This window comes from Haloarcula sediminis (genome assembly GCF_035656455.1).
GTDB lineage: Archaea > Halobacteriota > Halobacteria > Halobacteriales > Haloarculaceae > Haloarcula > Haloarcula sediminis.
In genome coordinates this window covers 1-25,743 of the sequence record NZ_JAYMGA010000002.1, presented here as the reverse complement: position 1 = coordinate 25,743, position 25,743 = coordinate 1, and the positions used below count along the sequence as shown (strand labels likewise).

The 25,743-nt window shown below is 67.5% G+C and carries 25 protein-coding genes; 14 read left to right on the top strand and 11 right to left on the bottom strand.

Features of this window, described 5'->3' with window-relative positions; all coding sequences use genetic code 11:
* Positions 1–35 precede the first annotated feature (35 nt).
* Positions 36–1,184 carry a molecular chaperone DnaJ gene (gene dnaJ, locus VJ162_RS05755; RefSeq protein WP_324663001.1) on the bottom strand — a complete coding sequence of 383 codons (1,149 nt, stop codon included), beginning with the start codon at positions 1,182–1,184 and terminating at the stop codon, positions 36–38.
* 162 nt (positions 1,185–1,346) lie between these two features.
* Between dnaJ and VJ162_RS05750 the strand changes: the two genes are divergently transcribed.
* Positions 1,347–1,859 (top strand): hypothetical protein, encoded by a 513-nt coding sequence (locus VJ162_RS05750; protein WP_324663000.1) that lies wholly within the window; start codon positions 1,347–1,349, stop codon positions 1,857–1,859.
* Between the two features lie 240 nt (positions 1,860–2,099).
* Here VJ162_RS05750 and dnaK read toward each other — a convergent pair whose 3' ends face one another.
* Positions 2,100–4,019: a molecular chaperone DnaK gene (gene dnaK / locus VJ162_RS05745; protein WP_324662999.1), complete on the bottom strand. Its 1,920-nt coding sequence runs from the start codon at positions 4,017–4,019 to the stop codon at positions 2,100–2,102.
* A gap of 178 nt (positions 4,020–4,197) precedes the next feature.
* Complete coding sequence (locus VJ162_RS05740; protein ID WP_324662998.1) at positions 4,198–4,860, bottom strand: nucleotide exchange factor GrpE; 663 nt, start codon at positions 4,858–4,860, stop codon at positions 4,198–4,200.
* A 372-nt stretch (positions 4,861–5,232) separates the two neighbouring features.
* Here VJ162_RS05740 and VJ162_RS05735 point away from each other — a divergent pair, with 372 nt between their 5' ends.
* The 8 genes from VJ162_RS05735 (at position 5,233) to VJ162_RS05700 (ending at position 13,654) form a co-directional block, all read left to right on the top strand.
* Positions 5,233–5,736, top strand: a complete 504-nt coding sequence (locus VJ162_RS05735) for a type 1 glutamine amidotransferase domain-containing protein (protein WP_324662996.1) — start codon at positions 5,233–5,235, stop codon at positions 5,734–5,736.
* A gap of 160 nt (positions 5,737–5,896) precedes the next feature.
* The gene (locus VJ162_RS05730) at positions 5,897–7,231 is read left to right on the top strand and encodes a DEAD/DEAH box helicase family protein (RefSeq protein ID WP_324662995.1); all 1,335 of its coding nucleotides are present in this window, start codon (positions 5,897–5,899) and stop codon (positions 7,229–7,231) included.
* Between the two features lie 143 nt (positions 7,232–7,374).
* A complete protein-coding gene (locus tag VJ162_RS05725) occupies positions 7,375–8,568 on the top strand; it encodes a PAS domain-containing protein (RefSeq protein WP_324662994.1) in 1,194 nt (397 codons plus the stop codon).
* A gap of 168 nt (positions 8,569–8,736) precedes the next feature.
* Entirely contained in the window at positions 8,737–9,891 is a 1,155-nt protein-coding gene (locus VJ162_RS05720; RefSeq protein ID WP_324662993.1) for a bacterio-opsin activator domain-containing protein, read from the top strand.
* 108 nt (positions 9,892–9,999) lie between these two features.
* On the top strand, positions 10,000–11,151 hold the full coding sequence (locus tag VJ162_RS05715) for a DUF7344 domain-containing protein (protein ID WP_324662991.1): 1,152 nt from the start codon (positions 10,000–10,002) through the stop codon (positions 11,149–11,151).
* A gap of 206 nt (positions 11,152–11,357) precedes the next feature.
* Complete coding sequence (locus VJ162_RS05710; protein ID WP_324662990.1) at positions 11,358–11,756, top strand: hypothetical protein; 399 nt, start codon at positions 11,358–11,360, stop codon at positions 11,754–11,756.
* 48 nt (positions 11,757–11,804) lie between these two features.
* Positions 11,805–13,349 (top strand): DUF790 family protein, encoded by a 1,545-nt coding sequence (locus VJ162_RS05705; protein ID WP_324662989.1) that lies wholly within the window; start codon positions 11,805–11,807, stop codon positions 13,347–13,349.
* Positions 13,350–13,444: 95 nt separating this feature from the next.
* Entirely contained in the window at positions 13,445–13,654 is a 210-nt protein-coding gene (locus VJ162_RS05700; RefSeq protein ID WP_324662988.1) for a dodecin family protein, read from the top strand.
* Between the two features lie 8 nt (positions 13,655–13,662).
* Here the strand turns inward: VJ162_RS05700 and VJ162_RS05695 are convergent, their stop codons facing one another.
* Both VJ162_RS05695 and VJ162_RS05690 read right to left on the bottom strand, forming a co-directional pair.
* Entirely contained in the window at positions 13,663–14,166 is a 504-nt protein-coding gene (locus VJ162_RS05695; protein ID WP_324662987.1) for a DUF7122 family protein, read from the bottom strand.
* A complete protein-coding gene (locus tag VJ162_RS05690) occupies positions 14,163–15,071 on the bottom strand; it encodes an RsmB/NOP family class I SAM-dependent RNA methyltransferase (protein ID WP_324662986.1) in 909 nt (302 codons plus the stop codon). The genes VJ162_RS05695 and VJ162_RS05690 overlap by 4 nt, the downstream gene beginning before the upstream one ends.
* Before the next feature lie 449 nt (positions 15,072–15,520).
* Here VJ162_RS05690 and VJ162_RS05685 point away from each other — a divergent pair, with 449 nt between their 5' ends.
* The 4 genes from VJ162_RS05685 to VJ162_RS05670 all read left to right on the top strand — a co-directional run bounded on the left by VJ162_RS05685 (position 15,521) and on the right by VJ162_RS05670 (position 19,239).
* On the top strand, positions 15,521–16,255 hold the full coding sequence (locus VJ162_RS05685; protein WP_324662984.1) for a proteasome assembly chaperone family protein: 735 nt from the start codon (positions 15,521–15,523) through the stop codon (positions 16,253–16,255).
* The gene (sppA, locus tag VJ162_RS05680; protein ID WP_324662983.1) at positions 16,255–17,253 is read left to right on the top strand and encodes a signal peptide peptidase SppA; all 999 of its coding nucleotides are present in this window, start codon (positions 16,255–16,257) and stop codon (positions 17,251–17,253) included. Before VJ162_RS05685 ends, sppA begins: the two co-directional genes overlap by 1 nt.
* A gap of 84 nt (positions 17,254–17,337) precedes the next feature.
* Positions 17,338–18,462 (top strand): DUF373 family protein, encoded by a 1,125-nt coding sequence (locus VJ162_RS05675; protein ID WP_324662982.1) that lies wholly within the window; start codon positions 17,338–17,340, stop codon positions 18,460–18,462.
* Between the two features lie 63 nt (positions 18,463–18,525).
* Positions 18,526–19,239, top strand: a complete 714-nt coding sequence (locus tag VJ162_RS05670) for a diphthine--ammonia ligase (RefSeq protein WP_324662980.1) — start codon at positions 18,526–18,528, stop codon at positions 19,237–19,239.
* 312 nt (positions 19,240–19,551) lie between these two features.
* On the opposite strand, the gene VJ162_RS05665 is transcribed toward VJ162_RS05670, so the two are convergent.
* From VJ162_RS05665 to VJ162_RS05655, 3 genes are all read right to left on the bottom strand, one after another.
* Positions 19,552–20,511 (bottom strand): NDP-sugar synthase, encoded by a 960-nt coding sequence (locus tag VJ162_RS05665; protein ID WP_324662979.1) that lies wholly within the window; start codon positions 20,509–20,511, stop codon positions 19,552–19,554.
* 231 nt (positions 20,512–20,742) lie between these two features.
* Entirely contained in the window at positions 20,743–21,132 is a 390-nt protein-coding gene (gene mce, locus VJ162_RS05660; protein WP_324662978.1) for a methylmalonyl-CoA epimerase, read from the bottom strand.
* A 42-nt stretch (positions 21,133–21,174) separates the two neighbouring features.
* Entirely contained in the window at positions 21,175–22,857 is a 1,683-nt protein-coding gene (locus VJ162_RS05655; protein ID WP_324662977.1) for an acyl-CoA mutase large subunit family protein, read from the bottom strand.
* Between the two features lie 157 nt (positions 22,858–23,014).
* Here VJ162_RS05655 and VJ162_RS05650 point away from each other — a divergent pair, with 157 nt between their 5' ends.
* A complete protein-coding gene (locus VJ162_RS05650) occupies positions 23,015–23,488 on the top strand; it encodes an FKBP-type peptidyl-prolyl cis-trans isomerase (protein ID WP_324662976.1) in 474 nt (157 codons plus the stop codon).
* A 168-nt stretch (positions 23,489–23,656) separates the two neighbouring features.
* On the opposite strand, the gene VJ162_RS05645 is transcribed toward VJ162_RS05650, so the two are convergent.
* From VJ162_RS05645 to VJ162_RS05635, 3 genes are all read right to left on the bottom strand, one after another.
* Positions 23,657–24,241, bottom strand: coding sequence for a GNAT family N-acetyltransferase (locus tag VJ162_RS05645; protein ID WP_324662975.1), 585 nt, complete (start codon positions 24,239–24,241; stop codon positions 23,657–23,659).
* A gap of 131 nt (positions 24,242–24,372) precedes the next feature.
* Positions 24,373–24,969, bottom strand: coding sequence for a PH domain-containing protein (locus VJ162_RS05640; RefSeq protein ID WP_324662974.1), 597 nt, complete (start codon positions 24,967–24,969; stop codon positions 24,373–24,375).
* Positions 24,966–25,577 carry a PH domain-containing protein gene (locus tag VJ162_RS05635; RefSeq protein ID WP_324662973.1) on the bottom strand — a complete coding sequence of 204 codons (612 nt, stop codon included), beginning with the start codon at positions 25,575–25,577 and terminating at the stop codon, positions 24,966–24,968. Before VJ162_RS05635 ends, VJ162_RS05640 begins: the two co-directional genes overlap by 4 nt.
* Positions 25,578–25,743: the final 166 nt, after the last annotated feature.

Here is a 25,743-nt window from a genome sequence, read left to right as displayed (position 1 = left end):
TTCGTTGGCAGCGACCGGACAAAAGAGAGCCGAAACTACAGCGAGTTCTTCAGCTTCTCGAAGAACCCTTCCTCGACCTCGACCTCCTCGCCGCCGGCCTCGGCGAAGGCTTCGAGGGCCTCCTTCTGTTCGCTGTTGAGGCTATCGGGGGTCACGACCTGCACCTGCACGTAGAGGTCGCCGCTGCCCCGACGACGTAGGCGGGGCATCCCCTTGCCCTCTAACCTGAATACCTCGCCGCTCTGGGTGCCACTCGGCACGTCGACCTCGACCTCGCCGTCGAGGGTGGGGACGGTGATGGTGTCGCCAAAGACCGCCTGTGGGAACGAGATGGCGTGGTTGTGCGAGAGGTCGTCGCCGTCGCGCTCGAAGTCGGGGTGGTCACGCACGGACACCTGGATGAGGAGGTCGCCGTTGGGGCCGCCGTTCTCGCCGGGAGCGCCCTCCCGCTCCATCCGGAGGCTCTGGCCGTCCTCGATGCCGGCCGGGATGTCGACCTGCAGGGTGGCCTCGTTTCGGACGGTCCCGTCGCCGCGACAGGTCGAACAGGTCTCGTCGTACAGCGTCCCATCGCCCTCGCAGCGCCGACAAGCTGCGGTCTGCTGGACCCGCCCCATCGGGGTCTGCTGGACGCGCGTCGTCTGACCCTGGCCGTTACACTCCGGACAGGTCTCCGAGTCGGCGTCCGGCGGGTGGCCCTTCCCGTCGCAGTCGTCGCAGGTCTCCGGGCGCGTGACCGTTATCTGCTTCTCGGCGCCGTTGTAGGCCTCTTCGAGGTCGATGGTCAGGCGCGTCTGGAGGTCCTGGCCCTGCCGGCGCCGCGAACCGCCGCGACCGCCGCGACCGCCGCCGCCGAAGAACTGGTCGAAGATGTCCTGCATATCGAAGCCGCCGGCGCCACCGACGCCGCCGGCGCCGCCCATACCGCCGCCACCGCCGCCGGCGCCGCCGCGCTTTTCGGCCTGCTCGAAGCGGTCGTGACCCATCTGGTCGTACATCCGCCGTTTCTCCTCGTCGGTCAGGATCTCCTTTGCCTTCTTTGCCTTCTTGAACTTCTCCTCGGCGTCGGGGTCGTCGCTGACGTCCGGGTGGTACTCCCGGGCCTTCTGCCGGTAAGCCTCCTGTATCTCGTCCTCGGAGGCGTCCCGGGAGACCCCCAGTATCTCGTAGAAATCCTGGCTCATTGGTTGTGTAACTGGTACTGGCTTGCGCTACTTGAAAAGAACGGGTCCGGGACAGGTCCTGTCGGCCGACGCTCGCACCAATCGCGAACGCCGTCGGCTCGGCACAGCCGGCGGTACCTGCGACCGGGGCGCTTATTTTGCACCCGGGAGACAGTTCCTCCAATGAGTGTCAGGTCGGACGCCCGCGGCGCGGTGACCGTAGAGCGCATTGCCGTCTGGGGAGCCACAGCGCTGGTCGTCGCCGCGCTGGCCGCCCTCGTCGGGCCGGGCGCCGACCTCGCGACGGCGGCGCCGACGGCCGACTTCGAGGGGAGCTACGACGACGCGACGGGGACGGTGACGGTGAGCCACGCCGGCGGCGACCGCCTGGCCGCCGGGACCACACAATCCGTCGCCCTGGTCGTCACCGACGCCGACAACGGCACTACGACGCGGCTCCCGTGGGCGAACGAGTCGAGCGGGCTCCCGATAGCCGAGGGCGATACGTTCACCGTCGACGACCCGCGCGTCGACGCCGATGACGACGGAAACTACCTTGATGCCGACGGCTCGGTCGGGTTCTATCTCGATACCGGTGACACCGTCGAGGTCGTCTGGACCGGGCGGCTGACCGGCGCGCCCGAAACCCGGACCGAGACGCTCGATACGGTCACTATCGGGAACGAAACGAACTGATCCGAAAAACGAAGCGTCCTGTTGTTCGCGCCCACTTCAGAGAGCGGCCCGGCCCGTCGCCGAACCGAGAGAGATGGCTCCTCGTCTTCGTCGCTTTCGTCAAACTGAGAAAGGTCGCTCCGCTCGCTTTCTCAGACAGCGTCAGCACGATGCGCTGACGCGCCTTCGCTCTCCGTTCGCACAGACACCGGAAGACTTCGCTCCGCTCGTCTATCGAGCCGACGAGGACAACTCGTCGTGTTACTCCTCGTCGTCTTCTTCCTCGACGTCCTCGAAGTCGGCGTCGACGTATTCCTCGCCCTGACCGGCCGCGCCGGCGCCTGCAGCGCCGCCGGGACCGGCACCGCCGGGTCCGGCCGCACCGCCCGCGGCGCCTGCGGCACCGGCACCCGCTGCGCCGCCGGCGGCCTGCTGGGCCTGGCCGTCGTACATCTGCTTGCCGATCTCCTGGAGCGCCTCGCTCAGTTCCTCGGTGGCGTCCTCGTAGTCCTCGCGGCCGGCGTCCTCGTCCGCGAGAGTCTCCTCGACATCCTCGACCTTGGCCTCGATGTCGTCGATGACATCGGCGTCGAGGTCCTCCTCGTTCTCCTCGATGAGGGTCTCGGCGCGGCGGACGGCGGCCTCGGCCTCGTTGCGGGCCTCGATCTCCTTGCGGCGTTCCTCGTCTTCCTCGGCGTGTTCCTCGGCCTCCTGTTGCATCTCCTCGATCTGCTCGTCGGAGAGGCCGGCACCGCCCTCGATGGTGATGTCCTCCTTGTTACCCGAGCCCTTGTCTTCGGCCTCGACGTTGACGATACCGTTCTCGTCGATGTTGAAGGAGACCTCGATCTGCGGGGTTCCGGCGGGGGCCGGCGGGATGCCCGAGAGGGCGAACGCGCCGAGCAGTTCGTTCTCCTCGGCGATTTCCCGCTCGCCCTGGAAGACGCGAATCTGGACCTGCGTCTGGTTGGCCTGGGCGGTCGTGAATATCTTCGATTCCTCGGTCGGAATCGTGGTGTTCTTCTCGATGAGCCGCTCGAAGAGGCCGCCCTTAACCTCGACACCGAGCGACAGCGGCGTCACGTCGAGCAGGACGATGTCGTCCACGTCGCCCGAGAGGACGCCGCCCTGGATGGCCGCGCCAAGCCCCACTGCCTCGTCGGGGTTGACGTTCTTCTTGGGCTCCTGGCCGGTCATCTCCTCGACCTTGTCCTGGACCTGGGGCATCCGCGTCGAGCCGCCGACGAGGATGACCTCGTCGATGTCGCCCTTGTCGTAGCCGGCGTCTTCGAGGGCCTGCTCCGTCGGGCCCACCGTCCGGTCGATGAGGTCCTCGGTGAGGCTCTCGAACGTCGCGCGCGTGATCTTCTGTTCGAGGTCCAGCGGGCCGTCGTCGGTCGTCGCGATGAAGGGGAGGTTGATGCGGGTCTCCTTGCGCGAGGAGAGCTCGACCTTCGCTTCCTCGGCGGCCTCGGTCAGCCGCTGGAGGGCCTGGCGGTCCTCACGCAGGTCGACGCCGTGCTCGTCTTCGAACTCGTCGGCCAGATAGTCGATGATGGCCTCGTCCCAGTCGTCGCCCCCGAGGTCGTTGTCCCCGTTCGTGGCGACGACCTCGTAGACGCCCCCGCCCAGATCGAGGATGGAGACGTCGAAGGTCCCGCCACCGAGGTCGTAGACGAGGACGGTCTGGTCGGACTCGTCGTCGAGCCCGTAGGCCATCGCGGCCGCCGTCGGTTCGTTGACGATGCGTTCGACCTCGAAGCCGGCGATCTCGCCGGCGTCCTTGGTCGCCTGGCGCTGCCGGTCGTTGAAGTACGCCGGCACCGTGATGACTGCCTTCTCGATGTCGTCGCCGAGGTACTCCTCGGCGTCGCGCTTTATCTTCTGGAGGATCATCGCCGAGACCTGCTCGGGCGTGTACTCCTCGCCGTCCAGCGTCACCGAGTAGTCGTCCTCGCCCATGTGACGCTTGATGGACTGGATCGTCTGTTCGGGGTTCTTTACGGCCTGGTTCTTCGCGGGCTTGCCGACGAGGCGCTCCCCGTCGTCGAAGGCGACGACGGAGGGAGTCGTCCGCTCGCCTTCCGCGTTGACGATGATTTCGGGGTCGCCACCTTCCATGACCGCGAACGCGCTGTTCGTGGTCCCGAGGTCGATACCCAGAATCTTGTTGCTAGCCATCTTACCCGGTTATACCGGATTCGGGCGGTTAAAAGTTGCTAGATGCGACGACTCGTAAACGGTAAGCAGTGGCCGCGTGCCGTCGGTTTTGTCGATTCTACGTGGTGCTAACCGGAGCCGTTATTATGCACCGCAATCCGACCGGTTCGCACCCGCTCGTTCGGGGCGAGCTATCTCCCTACTCGTCTTTCGAGACCGTGACCTGTGCCTCGCGCAGCACTTTGCCGGCCATCTCGTAGCCCGGTCGGTGGACGTCCGCGATGGCGCCGGACTCGACCTCGCTCTCGACGTTCGCAAGCACCTGGTGGACGTTCGGGTCCACGTCCTCGCCGGCGTCGGGGTCGATGACTTCGACGTTCTCGGCCTGTAACACGTCGTCGAGCTGTCGGAGCGTCGACTCGACGCCCCCGCGGATGTCGGTGTCCTCGTCCTGTTCGAGCGCGCGTTCGAGGTTGTCCCGCACGTCCAGAATCCGGCTCACGAGGTCCTCCGTGGCCCGCTGTTGCTCCTCTTCGCGGCGCTTTTTCATCCGCTTTTTGTAGTTCTGGAACTCCGCTTGCTTTCGCTTTAGTTTCTCCTCTAGCTCCCCGGCCTCCGATTCGAGCTCCTCGATTTCGGCTTCGAGCGAATCGTTCTGGCTCCGCAGCGCCGCGAGCTCGCGGGCTATCTCCTCGGGGTCGGAGTCGGCGACCCGCTCGACGAGGTCCGCGTCGGCCTCGCCCGCGGCGTCGTCGAGGTCTATCTCGTCGGTGTCGACGTCCTCGGGGGCGTCCTCGATGTCGACGTCGGCATCCCCGTCGTCGGATGTCGTCGCCTCGTCGGCTGCGTCCTGCTCACTCATACCCGTAGGGAGTGGTCACGCGAATAAAAGGATTCAGAAAGCCGACCGGAAGCGACCCCGTGGATGGCATCGGACCCGTCTCACACCGTGGCGGCCGTCGTTGCCGGACTCTCCCCGCGTTCGCAACTGTCCCGAATCTGTCGTCTCTCGCTCTATCGGGCGAAAGGGCTGTCTCGGCCCGGCCGGTGGCGAACCGCTTTCGGGCTGTCTTCCCGACGGTCTCAGATAAAAGATTATCACGGAATGGGATGTACTCCGACGTACGGTTGGGCATCGGCCGGACGGGCCCGAGGCGGACGAGACACGTCCGGACCGTGTCGTTCGGACTCCCAACGGTGATCCTACATGAGACTGCAAGACAAACGAATCGCCATGTTGGTCGGACCCGGGTTCGAGGATCTGGAGTTCTGGGCCGTCTACATGCGCATGCAGGAGGAAGGAGCACAGATAGACGTCGTCGGCACGGACGCCGGCGTGGAGTACACCGGAAAGAGCGGCGGACTCACCGCCGAGACCGAACTCGCGGCCGAGGAAGTCAACGCGTCGGCGGTCGACGCAGTCCTGGTCCCCGGCGGCTGGACGCCCGATAAGATTCGCCGCGACCAGTCGGTGCTTGACCTCGTCCGGGACGTCTACGAGGACGACAACATCGTCGGGATGATCTGTCACGCCGGGCTGGTCGGCATCTCCGCCGGCATCGTCGAGGGGTCGGACGCGACGGGGTCGCTGGGCATCAAAGACGACCTGGTAAACGCCGGCGCGACCTGGGTCGACGAACCGGCGTTCCGCGACGGCAACATCGTCTGGGGACGCGTCGTCGCGGACATCCCCGAGTACAACCGCGTCCTGGTGGACACACTGGCCGAACAAGCCTGAGAGAGCGCCACAGTTCTGCGGGGGTCGCTGTCGGCCGAACGGCAGGGGGTGTCGTGCGATGTCTCCCGCCGCCCGGGAATCGCTGGCTATCCGTCGTGTCCCCGTCGACCGCCGTTCCCCGGCGCGAAACCGTTAACGAGGGTCCCGTCGTACTCCGGGTGTGCTGGAGTTGACCTTCGAGGAGGGGACGGTCCGCCTCAGTGGGACGGTCCCGGCGGGCTTGCCCGGCGTCGAGCGTGACGACCGCTCGAAATCGGCGCGCGCCCCGGCCTGTCGGTACGCCGACCTGCTGGCGGCCCTGGACGAGCGCGGCGTCGACTACGACGACCGGGTCCTCGACACCGAACCCGTCGACCTCGCGACGACCTACGAGCTCCGGGACTACCAGCAGGCCGCCCTCGACGCCTGGCGGGCGGCCGACGAGAGGGGGTGTCTGGAACTGCCCACGGGCAGTGGCAAGACGGTTATCGGTATCGCGGCGATGGTGGCCCTGGGCGTCCCGACGCTGGTCGTGGTCCCGACCATCGACTTACTGGAGCAGTGGCAGCGCGAACTGGAAGCCGAGTTCGACCGGCCGGTCGGCCGGCTGGGCGGGGGCAAACAGCGCGTCGAGGGCGTCACGGTCGCGACCTACGACTCGGCGTATCTCCGGGCCGACGAACTGGGCGACCGCTTCGGGCTGGTCGTCTTCGACGAGGTCCACCACCTGGGCGGCGAGGGGTACCGCGACATCGCCCGCCTGCTCGTGGCACCCGCGCGGCTGGGACTCACCGCGACGTTCGAGCGACCCGACGGCGCCCACGAGGTCATCGAGGAGCTGGTCGGCCCGCTCGTCCAGTCGGTCGCCGTGGACGACCTCGCCGGCGAGCATCTGGCCGACTACGACATCAAGCGAATCGAGGTGGCTCTGACCGACGACGAACGCGAGCGCTACGAAGACCACCAGAGCACGTTCACGGACTACCTGAAACAGTCGAACATTCAGCTCCGGTCGGGGAGTGACTACCAGGAACTCGTGAAACGGTCCGGAACCGACCCGCAGGCCCGCGAGGCGCTGCTGGCCAAGCAGCGCGCCCGCGAGGTGATGATGAACGCCCGGCGGAAGGTCGACAGGCTGGCCGATATCCTGGACCGCCATCGCGGGGACCGCGTCATCGTCTTCACCGCCCACACCGACCTCGTCTACCGGCTCTCCGAGCGGTTTCTGATACCCGCGATCACCCACGAGACGGGCGCGAGCGAACGGCGTGAGATTCTGGCGCGGTTCCGGGAGGGCACGTATTCCCGGGTCGTGACGGCGAACGTCTTGGACGAGGGCGTCGACGTGCCCGATGCCAACGTCGCCGTCGTCCTCTCGGGCAGCGGCTCCGAGCGGGAGTTCACCCAGCGACTGGGTCGGATTCTGCGGCCGAAGGCCGACGGGTCGCGGGCGCTGCTGTACGAACTCGTCACCGAGGCGACGGCCGAGGAGCGGGTGGCGCGGCGGCGGCGGTAGCGACGGTCCGCGCTTCGAGCCGACCGCTGGTCCAGCGGCACCCGCCGAATCGAACTGGTACGCTCGTCGGTGGCAACTGGTGGGCAACGGGCACCTCGCGCTCTTACACGTCCGGCACGTATCGACCGTTCACTCACTCATCGATGGACACCCAGCGAGACGACTCTGCGGACGTCACCCAGTCGAACGGCGAGTCCACGCTGGAACTCGCCCGGCTCGCGGAGCGGGCGGAGATAGGTATCGTCGGTATCACACGGACGGGGACGCTCACGACAGTAAACGCCGGGTTCACCGCACTCACGGGCTACGAGCGGACGGCGATAGCGGGCGCATCGGTCGACGACGTGTTCCCGGGTGGCGAGGTGGCGTCGCTCGTCGCGGAGCTCCTCGACCGCACAGCGGCGGGCGAGCCGGCCGTCGTGACTGGCGTCGTCCCGCTTGCGAGGGAATCGGCCGGTATCGTCCCGTGCGAACTCAGACTCCGACCCCTCGGCGACGACGAGGGGTTCGTGGGTGTGGTCAGGCGAGTCACGGGTCACGATGACGTGGCTCAATTCGGGGCGGTCGCCCCGTGGGCCCAGCCGTTTCTCTCGCTCGCTGAAGCCATCCCCGATGGCGTCATCGTCCTCGATACGGAGAGCAACGTCACCTACGCGAACCCCGCGGTCGAGACTATCCTGGGTCACCAGCCGGAGTCACTGGTCGGTGGCAGCAAACTCGACATCATTCCGCCCCGGCTCCGGGAGTCGCACCTGGCCGCTATCGACCGCTACCTCGAAACCGGCGAGCGCAACATCGACTGGTCGTACGTCGAACTCCCCGGGCGACACGCCGACGGCCACGAAGTGCCGCTTGGCATCTCGTTCAACGAGTTCACGATGGGCGGCAAGCGGTACTTCGTCGGCCTGTTCAGGGACATCACGCCGCGGAAAACCGCGGAGGCGGAGGCGGTTCGCCGTCTCGACCAGCAGGCGGCCATCGCACAGCTCGGTCGCTACGCCCTCGAAACCACGTCGGAGACCGACCTCCTCTCGGAGGCGGCGACCGTCCTTGCGGAGATGCTCGACACCGACATCGGCGCTGTGCTGGAACTCGATGGGTCGTCCGACACTCTCACGCTCCGTGCGGCGACCGCTCCCATCGATGAACTCATAGACAGGGTGTGCGTTCCGGCGACCGCCGGTGAGACGCAGGCCGGATACACGCTCGATTCGGGCGGCCCGGTGGTCGTCACGGACACCGAGACCGAGGCCCGCTTCGACGTGCCCGAGCGCATGGTCGAACGGGGCGTCCGGAGCGGCCTCAGCGTCACCATCGGGTCGCCGGAGGACCCCTGAGGCGTCCTCGCCGCCTTCGACACGGCGCCCCGGGAGTTCACCGAGGCCGACACCCACGCCATCGAGAGCGTCGCGAACGTCCTGGCGTCGGCCATCGATCGGTACGAGCGAATCAGCCAGATAGAGGACCAGCGGGGCCAGCTCAACGCTATCACGCAGGTCTACCGCGTGGTACAGGACATCCAGCAGGCGGTCGTCAGCCAGTCGACCCGCGAGGAGATCGAACGGGCGGTCTGTGACCGCTTCGTCGAGCTGGACACCTACGAGTTCGCGTGGGTCGGGACCGCCGAGCTGCCCGACCGCACGCTCACGCCCAGTACCTCCGCCGGCAACGCGGACGGGTATCTGGACGAGGTGACCGTCCAGCTACAGGGCGGTGAACAGAGTCGCCTCGGCGGCGAAGCCATCCGGAGCGGGCGGACACAGATCGTTTCGGACGTGTCGACGGACGACCGGTTTGTGCCGTGGCGCGAGGCCGCCCTGTCGCGTGGTTTTCACTCAGTGGCCGCCATCCCGCTTATGTACCGCCAGACCACGTTCGGCCTTCTCGCGGTGTACGCTGGCGAACCCAACGCCTTCGCCCCGGGTGTCCGGGACGTGTTCGACACGCTCGGGCAGCTCATCGGTCACGCCATCATGTCGGCGACCCAGCGCCAGGCCCTCCACTCGGACCTCGTTACGGAAGTCGAGCTCCAGATAGACGGTATCGGCGACCTATTCGAATTTGACGCGCCCTTCAGTGACCGGATTCGGTTCGACCGGATGATTCCGGTCAGCGGCGGACAGTTCCTGATGTACGCATCGCTGCCGACCGACGACGTCGACACGCTGAGGGCGGCGGACGTGGTCGAGTCGGTCACCCGGCTCGGCGAAGACGGAAGCGAATCACGCGTCGAAATCACGTGGAACGACCCGCCGATCAGCACCCTCGTCTCGGCGTTTGGCGGCCGGATTCGGGGCGGCGTGCTGGACGAGTCGTCCGTGGTTACCACCGTCGAGTTCCCCCAGACGGTAGAGGTCAACGCGGTCGTCGAGCAGCTAGAGTCGAACTACCCGGCGTTGCGTGTCTCCCTACAGCGACGAGCGACGCTCGAACCCGCCGGGACGGACGCCGACGACGCGCTCTCGCAGCTGACCGAGCGCCAGCGGGACGCCCTCGAAGCGGCGTACTTCGGCGGCTACTTCGAGTGGCCCCGCGAGCGGAGCGCGGCCGACCTCGCCGACTCGATGGGTATCGCGGACCCGACCTTCCACCAGCACCTCCGGAGTGCCGAACGCCAGGCGTTCAGTCGACTGTTGGACGATACCGGCCAGAAGCGCTAGGTTACTCCGAAAGGCCTGTGACACCGCCATCTCGATGCGCTTCGATAGGTGCGACCCAAGACACTTAGGCTGTCAGTATAACCACAGCTGTATTCTACAGTGGGTATAATGAACGACAGCGTACCCACCCCGCGACGAGTCCCGGTCGACGACGTGCTCGCGTGTATCACAGACCGCCACCGCCGGGCCGTGCTGTCCGTCCTGCAGGACCGGACAGCCCCGATCTCGACTGAGGAACTGGCGACGACGACAGCCGCCACACTCGCCGGGAAGTCACTCGTCGACGTGACTCACGAGGAGCGCGACCGCGTCCACGTCCGGCTTCACCACGCCCACCTCCCCAAACTCGACGACGCCGCCCTCGTCGAATGGGACGTAGACGACGGGACCGTCGCCGGGGCCGACCACCCCGCCTTTAATGTTGAATCTATCCGGCGGATGCTCGACATCGACGCGGACGGGGCCGACGCCGCCCTCAGGGCGATTCAGCCGGCTCGGCGGCGGGTCGCCCTGTCCGTCATCGAGTCCGCGACCGACATCGACCGCGAGGCGCTCGCCCGCCGCGTCGCGAGCCGGGAACGGGGCATGCAGTCGGCCCCGGACAGCGACGCGGCGGACGTGCTCGTCTCGCTCGTCCACACCCATCTGCCGTCGCTCGAACAGGCAGGCCTCGTCGAAGTCGACGGCGAGACGGTCAGCTACGTCGGCCACCCGGAACTCGACGCCGACTGGCTCGACATAGGGCCCGCGGTGACGGTCCAGCCCGGGCGGGAGATGCCGGACACCTGGGCCATCGAGGGCCGTGACGACATCGTCTCGCGCGGCCAGTCGCTGTTCGAACGGGCCGACGAGGAGCTGTTCTTGCTCATCACGACGGACGGGCTGCTCGACGAGGGCTGTGTGAGCCGGCTGGCGGACGCGCTCGACCGCGGCGTCGACGTGTATCTGGGCACACAGTCCGCCGGGGTGCGAGACCTTGTTCGCGAGGAACTGCCGGCGGTCGTCATCTGGGAGCCCCAGCTCGACTGGATGAACCTCCCGCCGGAACGGGAGAAGGTCGGCCGGCTGGTGTTGGCCGACCGCGAAGCCGTCCTGCTGGGAACGCTGGGGGAACCGATTGCGGGGGGCTACCGGGAGATGGCGCTCACCGGCGAGGGGCCGGACAACACGCTCGTCACGCTGTTGCGCCAGCTCCTCGGCGACCGGCTCGACCACCTCGACGCCCAGAGCGAGGACTTCCTAGAACAGCTTCCCCTGTAGTGGAAATCAGGGGCGGTGTCAGCAGGTTCGCTCTCCTTCTCGAAACTCCAGATCGAGCGGTGGTGTCGCTGTTCGTGACAGCCCCGCGTCCGACTGTCTCCGATACGCACGTCGAGCCGTGTACGTCGAGTACCGATGGACCGCCCAGCGGCCGAGCCACACCCGGCGCCGCCACAGCTATACAGCCCGACCCACTAGTCTTTCATATGACAGATTCGGACGACACGCCGGCGCTCAGCGAGTCGGAGCTGTCGGCGCTGCACGAGGCCGAACTCGGCGTCGAGTGGCTACGACGGGCCCACGGTAGCCTCATCGAGGTCCACCACGCCACCGGTCACGCGATGGACCACCTCCACGACGCCGAGGCGACGCTGCGCGAGGCCGGCCACACCGACCTGGCCGACCAGTTGCGCGACGAACTGCTCCCCAGGGGCGCCATCGAGGACCGCTGGACCTACGACCTTCTGGAGACGTTCGAGGCCGACATCCTCGCGGACATGACCGGCTACGAGCGACGGGTCCGCGAGGAACTGGCTGACGGGCAGCGCCACCTCACTGAACGCCGCCAGGAACGCGAGTGGAACCGGAGAGCGAACGAGGACTGACCGCCGTCCGACGGTCGTTTTTTGTACCGCCGTCGCCCACTCCCGACCGTGCTGACGAAAGACCTCCTGCGGGTGTCACGGGCCGGCGGCGGCTACCACCCGCAGTTCGCCGACGGCGGCCACGAGCGGCTGGCGGCCCGCGTGCTGGGTGTCTACCAGGGCCACGTCGGCGAGTCCCGGGCGACACTCCGGACGGCGCTGACCGACCTGGAGCGTGGGGCCGACGACTTCAAGCTCGTCAGGGGGTTTGCGAAGCTCGTCGAGCGGGAGGCGACCTTCGAGACGCGCGCCCCGCTGCCGCCCGAACGGGCGCGAAAGCGGGCCTTCGAGGCGGCCGAAGACGTGGGCGTCGTCACCGAGGGGGAACGCGAGGCGGCGCTTTCGCGGGCGGCCGCGGGGCTCGGTATCGACGTTGAGGCGCTCGAATCGTCGTTGTACGCCGACCTGGAGGACCGACAGATTCTGACCGATGTGGACGCTCGCTGGTCGCCGGCCGAACTCCTCGCACAGTACAACCTCTCGCTTGCACAGACCGCCCTGTTCGATGCCACCGAGGTCCGGGTGCGCTCCTCGGACCCCGGGGCTGTCGTCTCGGCTGTCAAGCGCCTCCGGCTGATGTACGAGATACGAACGACGCCCGAGGGCCGGGAGGTCGTCGTCACCGGCCCCGACGCCATCTTCTCGAACACGCGCCGGTACGGGACCCGCTTTGCCCGCTTGCTCCGGACGGTGGCCAAGACCGGCGAGTGGACGCTCTCGGCGACCGTCGACGACCGCGGCACCGAGCGGGAGCTGCGACTCACCGAGGCAGATGTCTCCGTCCCGGGCGTCGAACCCGTCACCGAGGTGAGCTACGACAGCGGCGTCGAGGCCGATTTCGCCGCCCGTTTCTCGTCGCTGGGGCTGGACTGGGAGCTGATTCGCGAGCCCGAGCCCCTCGAAGCCGGCGAACACGTCGTCATCCCGGACTTCGCGTTCGACTGGCGCCCCGGCGGGGCCGGCGAGGTCCGGGACACCGGAAGCGGCGATACCGACCTCCGGGTCTTCTTCGAGGTGATGGGGTTCTGGACGCCCGAGTACGTACAGAAGAAGTTAGACCGGCTGGCCGACGTAGAGGGCGTCGAGATGCTCGTCGCGGTCGACGAGAGCCTGGGGGTCGGCGAGGCGATCGAGGCCCGCGACCACCGCGCGATTCCGTACTCGGGGACCATCCGCGTGAAAGATGTCCGCGACGCCTTGCGGCCCTACGAGGACGACCTGGTCGCGGAAAGCGCCGCCGGCCTCTCCGACGAGCTCCGGCCCGACGCCGACGCGGTGTCGCTCGCGGCACTGGCTGACGAGTACGGCGTCAGCGAGGACGCCATCGAGGACAAGTCTTTCCCCGACCACGAGCGGATCGGGCGCACGCTGGTTCGTCCCGCTGTGCTGGACTCGCTGGCCGACCGCATCGAGCCTGGTATGTCGCTGTCGACCGTCGAGGACGTCCTGGACGAGTACGGTATCGACGACGACGGCGCCGTCCTCTCGCGGCTGGGCTACCGCATCGAGTGGGACGGCCTGAGCGGCGGGACGGTTCGGGAGCGCGCGGAGTAGGTCTGGCCGATGTCGGCGATAGGGCGACATTACCCATCTTGAGAGGCGCTAACCGGTCTATAGTTAGGCCGCTGGTGGTCCCCTGTCGGACCGCTATGAGCGCAGTCAAAATCGTCAAGATACTGGGCACGTCGACCGAGTCCTGGGAGGACGCGGCCCACGAGGCCGTCGCGGAGGCAAACGAGACCATCGAGGACATCCACGGCGTCGAGGTCGAGAGCTGGACGGCCACCGTCGAGGGCGGCGAGATAACGGAGTACAAGGCCACAGTCGAGGTCGCCTTCCGCATCCACCGCGAGCAGTAGCCGGCTGGCTATCCGTCCAGTTCCCGGCGCCGGCCCTTGGGCACCTGCGAGCGGAGCTCGCCGTAGACGTAGAGTCCGACCCCGACCGGCTCCCGGCGGCCGGCGAGGTCGTGGGTGACGACGAGGTACCCCCAGTCGCCGTCCCAGTCGAGTTCCTGGTCGTCGCCGGCGACGAAGGTCTCGGCCTCGTCTTCCGAGAGGTGGATGACACACTCCGTCGCCGCCTCGCCAAAGCGCTGGACCGCCTCCAGCGTCGGCTTCCAGTGTTCCTGGCGCGTCCTGAGGAAGGTCATCCCCAGCGCCTCGACGTCGACGGGCGAGGGCGGCTCGCCGCGGTAACACCAGAGCTTGCCCTTGCCCCGCTCCCAGAAGGTGTGGTCCTCGAACGTTTCGGGTGGGACGCCAAAGCGGTCGTCCCAGAACTCAAGCACTTCCTCGCGGGTCGCCCGCTCGGGCTCGTCGCGCTCGGCGTCGGTCGCGGGCAGCCTGGTGAACTTCGTGCTGTCGTTCATGTGCCGACCTCCAGTTTCGCACAGAAGAAGCCGCCCGTGTCGTTGAAATGCGGGTAGATGCGTTTGGCTTTCCGGACGCCCGGGTCGAACTCCGAGCCCTGCCACTCGGTGACGCCCTCGCGGTGGGCGAGCGAAAGGTCGAACTCGACCAGTTCGCAGTCCTCGGCGGCGAGGACGTGATCGAGGACGGCCTCGTTTTCCTCGGGGGCGAACGTACACGTCGAGTAGACGACCGTGCCGCCGGGCTTCGTGGCCTGGACCGCCCGTTCGAGGATGTCCTTTTGCACCCCGGAGATGCCCCGGACGTGTGACATCGACCACTCCTCGAAGGCGTCGGGGTTCTTCCGAATCGTCCCCTCACAGGAGCAGGGCACGTCGACGAGCGCTCGGTCGTACTCGGCCCCGCCGAAGGGCTTGAGCGTGTGGTTCCGGGCGTCCTCGTGGGTGACGGCGATGTTCGTCGCGCCCAGGCGCTCGGTGTTGGTCCGCAGCGCCGAGATGCGCCCGAGGTTGGTGTCGGTCGCGACCACCTCGCCGCGGTCGTCGAGCAGCGCCGCAAGCTGGGTCGCCTTGCTCCCCGGGGCGGCGCAGGCGTCCCACACCCGCTCGCCGGGCTCGGGGTCGAGCACGGTCGCCGGCACCGCCGACACCTCCTCCTGGCCGTGAATCCAGCCGTGGAAGTACGGCCAGTTCGCCCCCGGCGAGGCCTCCGGCAGGACGAACAGCTCGTCGTGCCAGTCGACCGGCTCGTAGCCGATGCCGGCCTCGTCTAGGGCCGCCCGCACGTCCGCGACGGTGGCCTTGATAGTGTTGACCCGGACCGCCGACGGCAGCGGCAGCTCGCAGGCGTCCCGGAACGCCTCGAAGTCGTCGACGATGGGTCGGTACCGCTCCGGTGGTTCCATTGAACTGGGGTTTGCGAGGCCCCCGCTTGTGCGTTTCGAAGCTAGGAACAGACGTGAGCGGTACTAACGGCAACCCGTGCAGTTTAACTCGCCAGAAAGCCCCGACTGTCGCCGGTCGAGGGCCTCGTTGCGCGCTTCCTTCGCTCGCTGTGCTCGCTCAGTCCAGTGCTTTCGTCGGCCGTCTTCCCGGAGCCAGTCGCCCCTTTCAGTCCCACCCATGCAGTTGATCAACCGGCTACGGGGGGACTGAAAGGGGCGAACCGTTCGACGAAGGCGGGCGACGTAAGCACCGAGCGAGTGGAACGAGCGAGGCGCGAAGCGAGCCCCCCGAGTCGAACGGTTCGGGGCTTTCTGGCGGTACACGTTCGCGGTACTGTCACCGAACCCAGCCACGCGTACAGTTGCTAGCAGCCCTGCCTTTGAAGCGGCCAGCCGACCACAATCAGCGTATGGCACACGTAGAGACACATCGCGACGACATCGAACTCGACGCACCGACACTCGTCGAGGGGTTGCCGGGCGTGGGGCTGGTCGGCAAACTGGCGGCCGACCACCTGGTCGACGCCTACGACATGGTCCACTACGGCACGGCCCGGTGTGACGGGCTGCCCGAAATCGCCGTCTACAGCGAGGGCGACCCCGATGTCCGGGGTCCGGTCCGCATCTACGCCGACGCCGAGCGGGACCTGCTGGCACTCACGAGCGACGCGCCGGTCTCGCCCGAGGCCGCCGAGTCTTTCGCGGGCTGTATGGTCGACTGGCTCCGCGGCGAGGACGCCACGCCGGTGTTTCTCAGCGGGATGCCCTCGGAGCGCAACGACGCACCCTCGCTGTACGGCATCGCCACCGGCGACGGGGCGGCGCTGCTTTCCGACGCCGGAGTCCCGACCCCCTCCGAATCGGGCGCTATCACGGGGCCGACCGGCGCGCTCGTCCACGAGACCCAGCGCGTCGGTCTCACCGGCGTCGGCCTCGTCGTCGAGGCGGACCCGCAGTTCCCGGACCCCGAGGCGGCGGGCGCCCTGCTCGATACCGGCGTCGCCCCCCTCGCGGGGGTCGAAGTCGACACCGCGACGCTGGCCGAACAGGCCGAGGAGATCCGCCAGACGAAGGCCCGGCTGGCCCAGCAGATGCAACAGGGCGGCGAGGAGTCGACGAGCGCGCGCCCGCTGGGGTTCCAGTGATGGTCGACGCCGATTCGCTCGTCCGGCTGGGCGTCGTCTTGGTGGGGACCCTCGTCGCCGTCGTCGCCGGCGCGCTGGTCTTCGTCGTCTTCCCCACCGACCTCACCGAGCTGCTCGGCGTCCTGCTCGTGCTCGTGGCGGCGCTCGTCGGCGCCCGCATCGCGAGCAACGTCGCGGGGTCGGTCGCGCCGAGTCACAACGTCGCGGAGGTCGCCGTCGAAGGGCCGATAACGCGGGACGGCGGCGGTAGCGGTATCGCCACCCCGCCGACCAGCCCCGGCGCGGACGACATCGTAGAGCAGATAGAGCGCGCCGACGACGACCGCGGCGCCGACGCGCTGCTATTGAAGCTCAACACGCCCGGCGGCCAGATCGTCCCGAGCGAGGACATCCGGCTGGCCGCCGAGTCCTTCGACGGGCCGACCGTCGCCTACGCCACCGATGTCTGTGCCAGCGGCGGCTACGACATCGCCGCCGGCTGTGACGAGCTGTGGGCCCGTGAGGGCTCTATCGTCGGCTCCATCGGCGTCATCGGTTCTCGGGTCAACGCCAAGGAGCTGGCCGACCGGGTCGGCCTGTCCTACGAGCGACTCGCCGCCGGCGAGTACAAGGACGCCGGGACGCCGCTGAAGGAGTTCGAGGACGACGAACGCGAGTACCTCCAGGGGCTCATCGACGACTACTACGACCAGTTCGTCGAGACCGTCGCCGAAGGACGGGAACTGGACGAGGCAGCCGTTCGGGACACCGAAGCCCGCGTATTCCTCGGGACCGAGGCCCACGAGATGGGGCTGGTCGACGACATCGGCACCCGCGAGGACGTCGAGGACCGTCTCGAATCAGAATTGGGCGAGCCGGTCACCGTCGCCGAGTTCGAGCCCCAGCGGGGGCTCCGGTCGAAGCTCCGCGGCGGCGCCCAGGCCGTCGCGTTCGCGCTCGGGGCCGGCCTCACGAGCGCCTTCGAGGGGGACGTCGACGGCCTCTCTTTCCGGTGGTAAGCCGACCGCACTCGGCGTGAGCTGCAACCGGTTCGGGCGCGGCTCCGCGAGGGTTTTTTATCTCGCGGCCGTCTCCACACCACTGTGACAACGCTGGTGGTGTGTATCGACCGGGACAGCCCTGTGGCCGACAGGTGCCCGGTCGTGGGGCGGGCCGCCGTCGAGTCGACGATAACGGAGACTGGCGTCATCGACCCCGAGGACAGCCGTATCAACTGCCTGCTGGAGGGGCTGCGCGTGGCCGACGACCTCAAAGCGGAGGGCGACGACGCCGTCGTGGCGGTCGTCGGCGGCGGCGGCGACGCCGTCGGCAGCGACCGCCAGATCGCCCGCCAGACCGAGTCGCTGGTCACCGAGTACGACCCCGACTCGGCAGTGGTCGTCGTCGACAGCGCCGACGACGAGCGGCTGGTCCCCATCATCGAGAGCCGCGTCCGCGTCGACGCCGTCGACCGCGTCGTCGTCCGGCAGGCCCGGGACATCGAGTCCACCTACTACCTGCTCAAGCAGTTCCTCGCCGACGAGGAGCTGCGCCGGACGGTGCTTGTCCCCGTCGGTATCGCCTTGCTCGCGCTGCCGCTCTTGCTCCAGTTCGTCGCGCCCACTACGGCGCTTGGCGCTATCGCCGCCGCCCTGGGCGTGTTTCTCATCTACAAGGGACTGGGTATCGACGACTATCTCGCCCGGCTGCCGGGACAGATACGCGAGGCGCTGTACTCGGGGCAGGTGTCGCTTGTGACCTACGTCGTCGCTGCGGGGCTCTCCATTGTCGGCATCTTCGCCGGCGCCCTTGAGATATCGCCGCCCGGCTCGACCGGCCTCTTTATTCTCGCGAACCAGTTCCTCTTCGACTCGGTCCCGTGGCTGACCGCGGCGGCGCTTGCGGCCTCGCTTGGCCGCCTGCTCGATGAGCTCCTCCAGCGGGAGGGCATCCGCAGCGCCTACGTGAATCTCCCGTTTGGCGCGGTCGCGGTCGGCCTCGTCGTCCGTGGGTTCTCGGCGTACTTCCTCGAACGGGCTGGTGTGTTCGGTCCCCTCCGTGTCCCCTCGATGGACTTCGGCATCGTCGAGGTCAACGGCTTCGCGATGGACCTGGGGACCCGGCTGGCGACGTTTATCGTCGCGGGTATCCTCGTCGCCGTCGTCGGCGTCCGCGTCGCGGCCTACGTCAGCGAGAACGACATCGAGGCCGACCTCGTCGAGCAGTGACGTCCTCGGAACGCCACGCCGCGAACAGACAGCGATTTACCCACGGCCCGGCTACGGCCGGCCATGACTGACGGCGTGTGGGTGTCGCTGTTCTCGGGTGGGAAAGACTCCTCGTGGGCGCTGTACCGCGCACTGGAGAACGACTACCCCGTCGAGCGACTGGTGACGGTCCACCCCGAGGGCGACTCCTACATGTACCACGTCCCGGCCACGCGGCTCGCGTCCCTGGCCGCCGAGAGCATCGGTATCGACCTCGTGGAGGTCGAACCCGACGACTTCGGCGCCGACGACGTCCCCGACTCCGGCCAGCAGGGCGACGAAGAGCTCGAACCGCTGGAGGCCGCGCTGCGAGAGCTAGACGCCGAGGTCGGCGTCGCCGGCGTCACCGCCGGCGCCGTCGAGAGCGAGTACCAGACCAGCCGCATCGAGGCGATGGCCGAGCGCCTGGAGGCCAACCTCTTTGCCCCCCTCTGGCAGGAGAACCCCCGCGACCTCGCCGACGCGATGCTTTCGGCCGGCTTCGAGATCCGCATCATCCGCGTGGCCGCCTACGGCCTCGACGAGTCCTGGCTGGGTCGCACTCTCGACGCCGACGCGCTAGACGAACTGGAAGCACTCAACGAGGAGTACGGCGTCCACATCCTCGGCGAGGGCGGGGAGTTTGAGACCTTAGTCACTGATGGGCCACACATGGACCAGCGCATCGAACTGGAGTACGACACGGAGTGGGACGGGACGCGGGGGAGTATCGTCGTCGAGGACGCCTGGTTGGAGTAACTCGAATCCGATTCTTCATCTAGCTCTCCCGCTCCTGTTCTCACTCCAGCACTGGTTACAGTCGCTCTCGCCGTCGCGCTTCCCGAAATCCACCGGACCGGCGGTTGCGGTGGCCGAACGCGCGCTCCGTCGCGCGTTCACGGGGAAAGGTAGGCTGTCGCGGTAAGCATCCGACGGCCAGCGGCCGTCGGTTCACCGAAAGCGCGCCGCCGGCGCGCTTTCGGCAGTTTTTAGCGTAGATTTTTGCGAGTCCTCTCCCCGCAGCGCGGCCGTTGGCCGCGCGAGGAGAGGGGGCGAAGTAAAAAGGTACTACTACTGCACGCGGGTGTGTTGCCCCAACAGCGCGCTGTCGAGGTCCTTGTCGTCGACGCTGGCTTTCACGTCGATGACGGAGTCGCTCACGTCGGCGTCGGTAATGGATGCGTCCTGGAAGACGACGGTGTTGTCGACGGCGGAGTTCTTGATCGTCGCGCCGGGGAGCACGTGGACGTTCTCCCCGAGCTTGGAGTTCTCGATGGTGGCGTCGTCGGCGACCATCTGGCCGCCTTCGAGGGCGAACTCGACGGCGTCGAGGTAGCTGTCGGCCGTGCCGATGTCATACCAGACGTCGTCGAAGCTAAAGGGTCGCACGGAGCCCTGGTCGACGAGCCACTGGATGAACCACCCCGGCTCGTCGGGGTTGTTGTCGCCGGCGAGATACTCCTCGAAGCGGATGGCGTCGGCCGGGAAGGCATAGCAGGCGATGGAGACGAGCGTGCTCTTGGGGTTGTCGGGCTTCTCCTGGAAGTCGACGATCTCGTCGCCCTCGACCTGGATGAGGCCGTAGGACTTGGCCTTCTCCAAGTCGCCCACGTCGTAGGCGGCAAGCGTCGGGTCGTCGTACTCCTTGAAGTGGTCGATGAACTCGCTGATATCGAACCCAAAGAGGTTGTCGCCGGCGATGACCAGCAGGTCCTCGTCGCCCAGCCCCTCGCGGTCGACGAGCTGTGCCAGGGCCCCGACGACGCCGAACTTCTCGTCTTCGTCGCTGGTGTCCTCGACGGACATGGTTATCTTGTCGGTGCCACGCTCCTCGAAGTGGGTCTCGAACTCGCCGGCGAAGGCCTCGTTCGTGGAGATGAATATCTCGCTGACGCGGTCGTCGCCCTCGAGTTCGTCGACGATACCGTCGATCACGGTCGACTCGCCGACCGGTAGCAACATCTTGGGTCGGTGTCGCGTAATCGGCCACATTCGGGTCGCGTACCCCCCGGCAAGGACAATTGCCTTCATACGTCGACCCACACTTGCATCTGACAAGTTCTTTTCCCTCCGGTGTCCGCCCCGGCCCGTTCGGGCGCCCGTGTCGTTGCACTCGGTGTTTACCGACTCGACCGATTGTTCGGCTCGCGTAACGATGGGTGGTATCGTACCACACGAATCAGGGACAGAGCGGCGAAGATGGACGCCGGGTGGCGGTTTGTCGTCCGGCCGGGGCCGGGCGGGCGCTCACACCCGCCCGTGTCAGTGCTCGACGAACTCGACGAGGACGCCGCCGGTCGACTTCGGGTGACAGAAGGCCACGTCGTGGCCCCAGGCGCCGCCACGCGGGACCTCGTCGATGAGTTCGACGCCGGCCGCCCGGGCGTCGTCCAGCGCCCCAGCGATGTCGTCGGTCGCCAGCGCGACGTGGTGTAGGCCCGGGCCGTGCCGGTCGAGATAGCCCGGGATGGCTCCTTCGGCGTCGGGCAGCGGTTCCAGAAGCTCGAAGTAACCGTTCCCGAGGTCGAGAAACTGCACGCGGAGCCCGTCGAAGGTCTCCTCGTGTGCAATCGGCGCATCGAAGACTGTGCCGTACAGTTCCGCGAGTCCATCGGCGTCGGCTGTCGCGACGCCGGCGTGGTCAAAGTCCATGGGCGTGCTTCTCGGGGATGGGTAATAGTTCGTGTCCCGAACCTACATCGACGAGCCGGGCTGGTACTCACCGAAGACGTCCCGGAGTACGTCACACACCTCGCCGGTGGTGGCGTATACCTTCACCGCGTCGACGATGTAGGGCATGAGGTTCTCCTCGCCCTCGGCCGCGTCGCGCAGCGCCGCCAGCGCCTCCTCGACGGCCGCGTCGTCGCGCTCCTCGCGCACCTCGGCGACGTTGTCCTGCTGGGCGGCCTCGACGGCCTCGTCGACCTCCTCTATGTCCTGCTCGCCCTCCTCCTCGACCTCGAACTCGTTGACGCCGACGATGATTCGCTCGCCCTCTTCCTGTTCGCGCTGGCGCTCGAAGGCTACGTCCTGAATCTGGCGCTGGACCCACTGGTTCTCGATGGCCCGGGCCATCCCGCCGCGTTCGTCGACCTCCTCGATGAGTTCGCGGGCCTCCTGTTCCAGTTCGTCGGTTAGCGACTCGACGTAGTAGCTGCCCGCAAGCGGGTCGATGGTGTCGGCCGCGCCGGACTCGTGGGCGAGAATCTGCTGGGTCCGCAGCGCGGTCCGCACCGACTCCTCGGTGGGCAGGCCGATGGCTTCGTCCTTGCCGTTGGTGTGGAGACTCTGGGTCCCGCCAAGCACCGCCGCGAGGGCCTGGTAGGCCACCCTGACCACGTTGTTCTCTATCTGCTGGGCGGTCAGCGTCGAGCCGGCGGTCTGGGTGTGGAACTTCAGCTGCTTGGATTTGGGGTCCTCGGCGTCGAATCGCTCGTCCATGAGCTTCGCCCACAGCCTGCGGGCGGCCCGGAACTTCGCCACCTCTTCGAGGATGTTGTTGTACGACGCGAAGAAAAAGGAGAGCTGTGGAGCAAAGTCGTCGACGTCCAGCCCGGCCTCGATGGCTGCCTCGACGTACTCCAGCCCGTCGCCCAGCGTGAACGCGATCTCCTGGGCGGCGGTCGAGCCCGCCTCGCGGATGTGATACCCCGAGATGGAGATGGTGTTGAAGTTGGGCACCTCCGCGGCACAGAACTCGAAGATGTCCGTGATGAGACGCATCGACGGGTCGGGCGGGTAGATGAACGTGTTTCGGGCGATGTACTCCTTGAGCACGTCGTTCTGGATGGTGCCACGGAGCTCCTCGCGGTCGACGCCCTGCTGGTCGCCGACAGCGATGTACATCGCCAGCAACACGGCGGCGGGGGCGTTGATGGTCATCGAGGTCGAGACCTCGTCCAGCGGGATACCCTCGAAGACGGTCTCCATGTCCGCAAGCGAGTCGATGGCGACGCCGGTCTTGCCCACCTCGCCGGCGGCCATCGCGTTGTCGGAGTCGTAGCCCATCTGGGTCGGCAGGTCGAAGGCCATCGAGAGGCCGGTCTGGCCCTCGTCGAGCAGGTAGTGAAACCGCTCGTTGGTCTCGCTGGCCGTCCCCATCCCGGCGTACTGGCGCATCGTCCAGAGCCGGCCGCGGTAGCCCGTCGAGTAGACGCCCCGGGTGTAGGGCTCCCGACCGGGGAAACCGAGGTCCTCGCCGTAGTCGAGGTCAGCCACGTCCTCGGGCGTGTACAGCCGCTTTACCTCCTGCCCCTCCGTGTCCGTCGTGAACCGCTCCTCGCGTTCGCCGAACCTGTCGACGGTCGGTTGGACGTCCTCCCGCTCCCACTCGGCTTTCGCCTCGCGGATCTTGTCCAATTCCTCGGGGTCGAACATGACAGATGCGTGGACCGGCCCCGGCTTAAGCGTTCCCGACGACGCGCGGCCGCCGTGGCTCGGTCTGCCGGTCCCGACTGCTGCCCGACGCTTCCGTCGGCCCCGGCTTCGGCCGGCAAAAGTTGGGTTTAAACCCCTCCTGTTCCGAACACGCTGTATGCCAATCGAACGCGGGGACGGCGTAACCATCCACTACGTCGGACGGTTCGAGGACGGGAGCCTCTTTGACACGTCGCGCCAGGAGGTCGCCCGCCACGAGGACCTCATCACGGCACAGGGCAACCAGCCGGCCGATTACGCGCCGCTTTCGTTCACCGTCGGCCGCGGGGACATCATCGAGGGCATCGAGGAGGCCCTCGTCGGCATGGAAGAAGGCGAAGAGCGGACCATCGAGGTCCCCCCCGAGAAGGCCTACGGCGAGTTCGAGGCGGAGAAGGTCCGCGAGTACGACCCCGAGGCCTTCGAGGAGATGGTCGGACAGGAGCCCGAGGTCGGCGTCCACGTCGAGGCGAAAAACGAGCTCCACGGCGACGTGACCGCCGTGCGCGAGGATGTCGTCGAGGTCGATTTCAACCACGAGCTCGCCGGCCGCACGCTCGTCTTCGACATCGAAGTCATCGACGTGCGGTAGCTGTTTGTGGCGGCGTTGTGATGCGGTCTGGTTCGAATTCGCACCGCCAGAAAGCCCCGACTTCAGTCCGTTCGTAGACGGTTGGTCAGCCGGTCGGGGTTTTCTGGCGGTCATGGAACGCCGTCAGAGAGACAGATGCCGTCTCGAATCCACCAAATCGAGAGACACCTAGCGCCCGGTGTCGTACTTGTAGGTCGCTTCGTCGGGGTCGATACCGAAGTCCTCGGCGCTGTCTTCGGGTTCGGGCTCGGCCTCGTGGGCCGAGGCGTTCTTGAACCGCTCGCGAAAGCGTGGCGGGACCGAAAAGTCGCTCCGGTCCAGTTCCATTGGCACCGCGTCGGGCTGGATGTTCTCGCGTTTCTCCTCTAGGCGCTCTTGCAGTCGCGCCGGCAGTTCCGCCTCGCCGATGCGCTCGAACCCGAACTGGGTGAGATAGCGGTCGGCGCCGGTCAGCGAGTACACCACGTCGAACCCCTCGTCGGAGGCGTACTCGACGAGCCGCTCGACGACGTGGGCACCGACGCCCTGGCCGCGCCACTCCGGGAGGACGCCGATGCTCGTGAGCTCGCAGATGCGGTCGCCGTCGTTGGGCTTGTGGATTCGGATGCGGCCGAAGCCGGCCTTGTGACCGCCGTCCTCGTCGATGGCGATGACGTAGTCTCGGGAACGGAAGTTCGTCTCGTCCAGCCCCATCTCCTCGATGTGGTCCAGCAGCCAGACCTCCTCTCGGTTTTTCGCATCCCGGACGTACATGCCCGGGAGTTGGCCGTCCCCGTGCAAAAGGGTTTCCGGGCCGACGGCGCCGTGTGTCTGGCCCGCCACAGTCGAGGCGACTTGGGGATTCAGTACCGCTCGCGTTGTGGCCGCCCGACAGCGGCTGGCAGCTAGCGGTCGCCGGCGACCGCTGCCCGAATCCGCCGGACCTCCGTGCGGACCGCTCTCCAGGCGTCGAGCGAGCCGGGGATATCGTCGGCCCGGTCGCCTGCCGCCTGCCCGGCGCTCTCCGCGATTCGCTGGTGGACTGCCGCCGGGCCGTCGAGCTGTCGCAGTGTCAGCTCCGCGCCCCGGCTCCCGGCGGTGTCGACGGTGACCGTTCCGTGGCCGAACGCGGCCCCGAAGACACCCTGGTCGTAGCTGGTGTTCTGTATCTTGGCCAGCCGGAGCTCTGTGACCGTCAGCGAGAGCACGCCCGTCCGGTGGTAGAGCGCGGCGTCGGTCAGGACGTAGCGGGTCGACCACCGCCAGAGCCACGCCCCGCCGGCGGGTACCGCGAGGGCGAGGGCCGCGAGGGCGACGCCGACGACTGTCGCCACCGTCGGCGAGAGCGCCCCGGACGACGCGGCCAGCCCGGCACCGCCGAGGACGACGAGCGCGGCGGCGACGCCGGCCGCGACACCCAGGTGGACGACCCGCCGCCGGGGCTGGCCCTCCCAGCGCACCGTCTCGTCGGCTCCCGCCGGCGCCCAGTCGGGGACGCTCATTGCTGCTCGGCGTCCCAGTCCGCGGCCTCGTCGTCGCTCCGGGCGCCGCCACCAGTGCCGTCCGACCCGGCGCTGTCGGGCCCGCCGTCGCCCTCGACCGCGGTTCGAATCGCCCGGAGCTCGGTCAGTATCTCATCGAGCACGTCGGCTTTCGTCTCCTCGCCGGTCGCGGCGCTCCCCTGGATCTCCTTGACACGGCGGCTCAGTCGCTTCTGTACGTCCTGTGGCGAGGTGACCCCGCGCAGGGTCATCTCGACGCCGGAGCCCCCGGCGGTGCTGATATCGACGTTGCCGTAGTCGAAGTACCGGCCGACCACGCCGACCGAGAAGGAGGTGTTCTGGACCTTCTCGTACTCGACCTCCGAGACCGACCGGCTGAGGATACCGGTCTTCTTGTAGACGCTCTTGTTCGTCACCACGTAGTCGGTGTTTTGCCGGTTCAGATACGCCCCGGCGATTATCAGCAAACCGAGCCCGACAAAGAGGATGAGCGGGATACCGACCAGATACGCCCCGTACATCGTCTCGGCGGCCGGCTTGCCCGACCAGAGGACCTCCTCGTCCGAGTCGAGAGTCAGCCAGTCGTACGCGGCCTCGTCTTCGCTCATACGTACCCGTGTTCCGGCGGTCTGTTGAGTGTTTTCCCGGTGTGGGTGGTCGTGTTTAGTTAAGCATCAAAAGTGAGGCGGGAGAATTTCTCGGTGGTCTATGCCAGAAATCGCCCGCCTCAGCGGTAGTACAGACTGGATTGATTTGGATTTTGTGGAGCGTGAG

Coding starts and splice junctions, on each gene's coding strand:
- dnaJ (WP_324663001.1), bottom strand. CDS start 1,184: ATGAGCCAGGATTTCTACGAGATACTGGGGGTCTCCCGGGACGCCTCC.
- VJ162_RS05750 (WP_324663000.1), top strand. CDS start 1,347: ATGAGTGTCAGGTCGGACGCCCGCGGCGCGGTGACCGTAGAGCGCATT.
- dnaK (WP_324662999.1), bottom strand. CDS start 4,019: ATGGCTAGCAACAAGATTCTGGGTATCGACCTCGGGACCACGAACAGC.
- VJ162_RS05740 (WP_324662998.1), bottom strand. CDS start 4,860: ATGAGTGAGCAGGACGCAGCCGACGAGGCGACGACATCCGACGACGGG.
- VJ162_RS05735 (WP_324662996.1), top strand. CDS start 5,233: ATGTTGGTCGGACCCGGGTTCGAGGATCTGGAGTTCTGGGCCGTCTAC.
- VJ162_RS05725 (WP_324662994.1), top strand. CDS start 7,375: ATGGACACCCAGCGAGACGACTCTGCGGACGTCACCCAGTCGAACGGC.
- VJ162_RS05715 (WP_324662991.1), top strand. CDS start 10,000: ATGAACGACAGCGTACCCACCCCGCGACGAGTCCCGGTCGACGACGTG.
- VJ162_RS05710 (WP_324662990.1), top strand. CDS start 11,358: ATGACAGATTCGGACGACACGCCGGCGCTCAGCGAGTCGGAGCTGTCG.
- VJ162_RS05700 (WP_324662988.1), top strand. CDS start 13,445: ATGAGCGCAGTCAAAATCGTCAAGATACTGGGCACGTCGACCGAGTCC.
- VJ162_RS05695 (WP_324662987.1), bottom strand. CDS start 14,166: ATGAACGACAGCACGAAGTTCACCAGGCTGCCCGCGACCGACGCCGAG.
- VJ162_RS05690 (WP_324662986.1), bottom strand. CDS start 15,071: ATGGAACCACCGGAGCGGTACCGACCCATCGTCGACGACTTCGAGGCG.
- VJ162_RS05685 (WP_324662984.1), top strand. CDS start 15,521: ATGGCACACGTAGAGACACATCGCGACGACATCGAACTCGACGCACCG.
- sppA (WP_324662983.1), top strand. CDS start 16,255: ATGGTCGACGCCGATTCGCTCGTCCGGCTGGGCGTCGTCTTGGTGGGG.
- VJ162_RS05670 (WP_324662980.1), top strand. CDS start 18,526: ATGACTGACGGCGTGTGGGTGTCGCTGTTCTCGGGTGGGAAAGACTCC.
- VJ162_RS05665 (WP_324662979.1), bottom strand. CDS start 20,511: ATGAAGGCAATTGTCCTTGCCGGGGGGTACGCGACCCGAATGTGGCCG.
- mce (WP_324662978.1), bottom strand. CDS start 21,132: ATGGACTTTGACCACGCCGGCGTCGCGACAGCCGACGCCGATGGACTC.
- VJ162_RS05655 (WP_324662977.1), bottom strand. CDS start 22,857: ATGTTCGACCCCGAGGAATTGGACAAGATCCGCGAGGCGAAAGCCGAG.
- VJ162_RS05650 (WP_324662976.1), top strand. CDS start 23,015: ATGCCAATCGAACGCGGGGACGGCGTAACCATCCACTACGTCGGACGG.
- VJ162_RS05645 (WP_324662975.1), bottom strand. CDS start 24,241: ATGTACGTCCGGGATGCGAAAAACCGAGAGGAGGTCTGGCTGCTGGAC.
- VJ162_RS05640 (WP_324662974.1), bottom strand. CDS start 24,969: ATGAGCGTCCCCGACTGGGCGCCGGCGGGAGCCGACGAGACGGTGCGC.
- VJ162_RS05635 (WP_324662973.1), bottom strand. CDS start 25,577: ATGAGCGAAGACGAGGCCGCGTACGACTGGCTGACTCTCGACTCGGAC.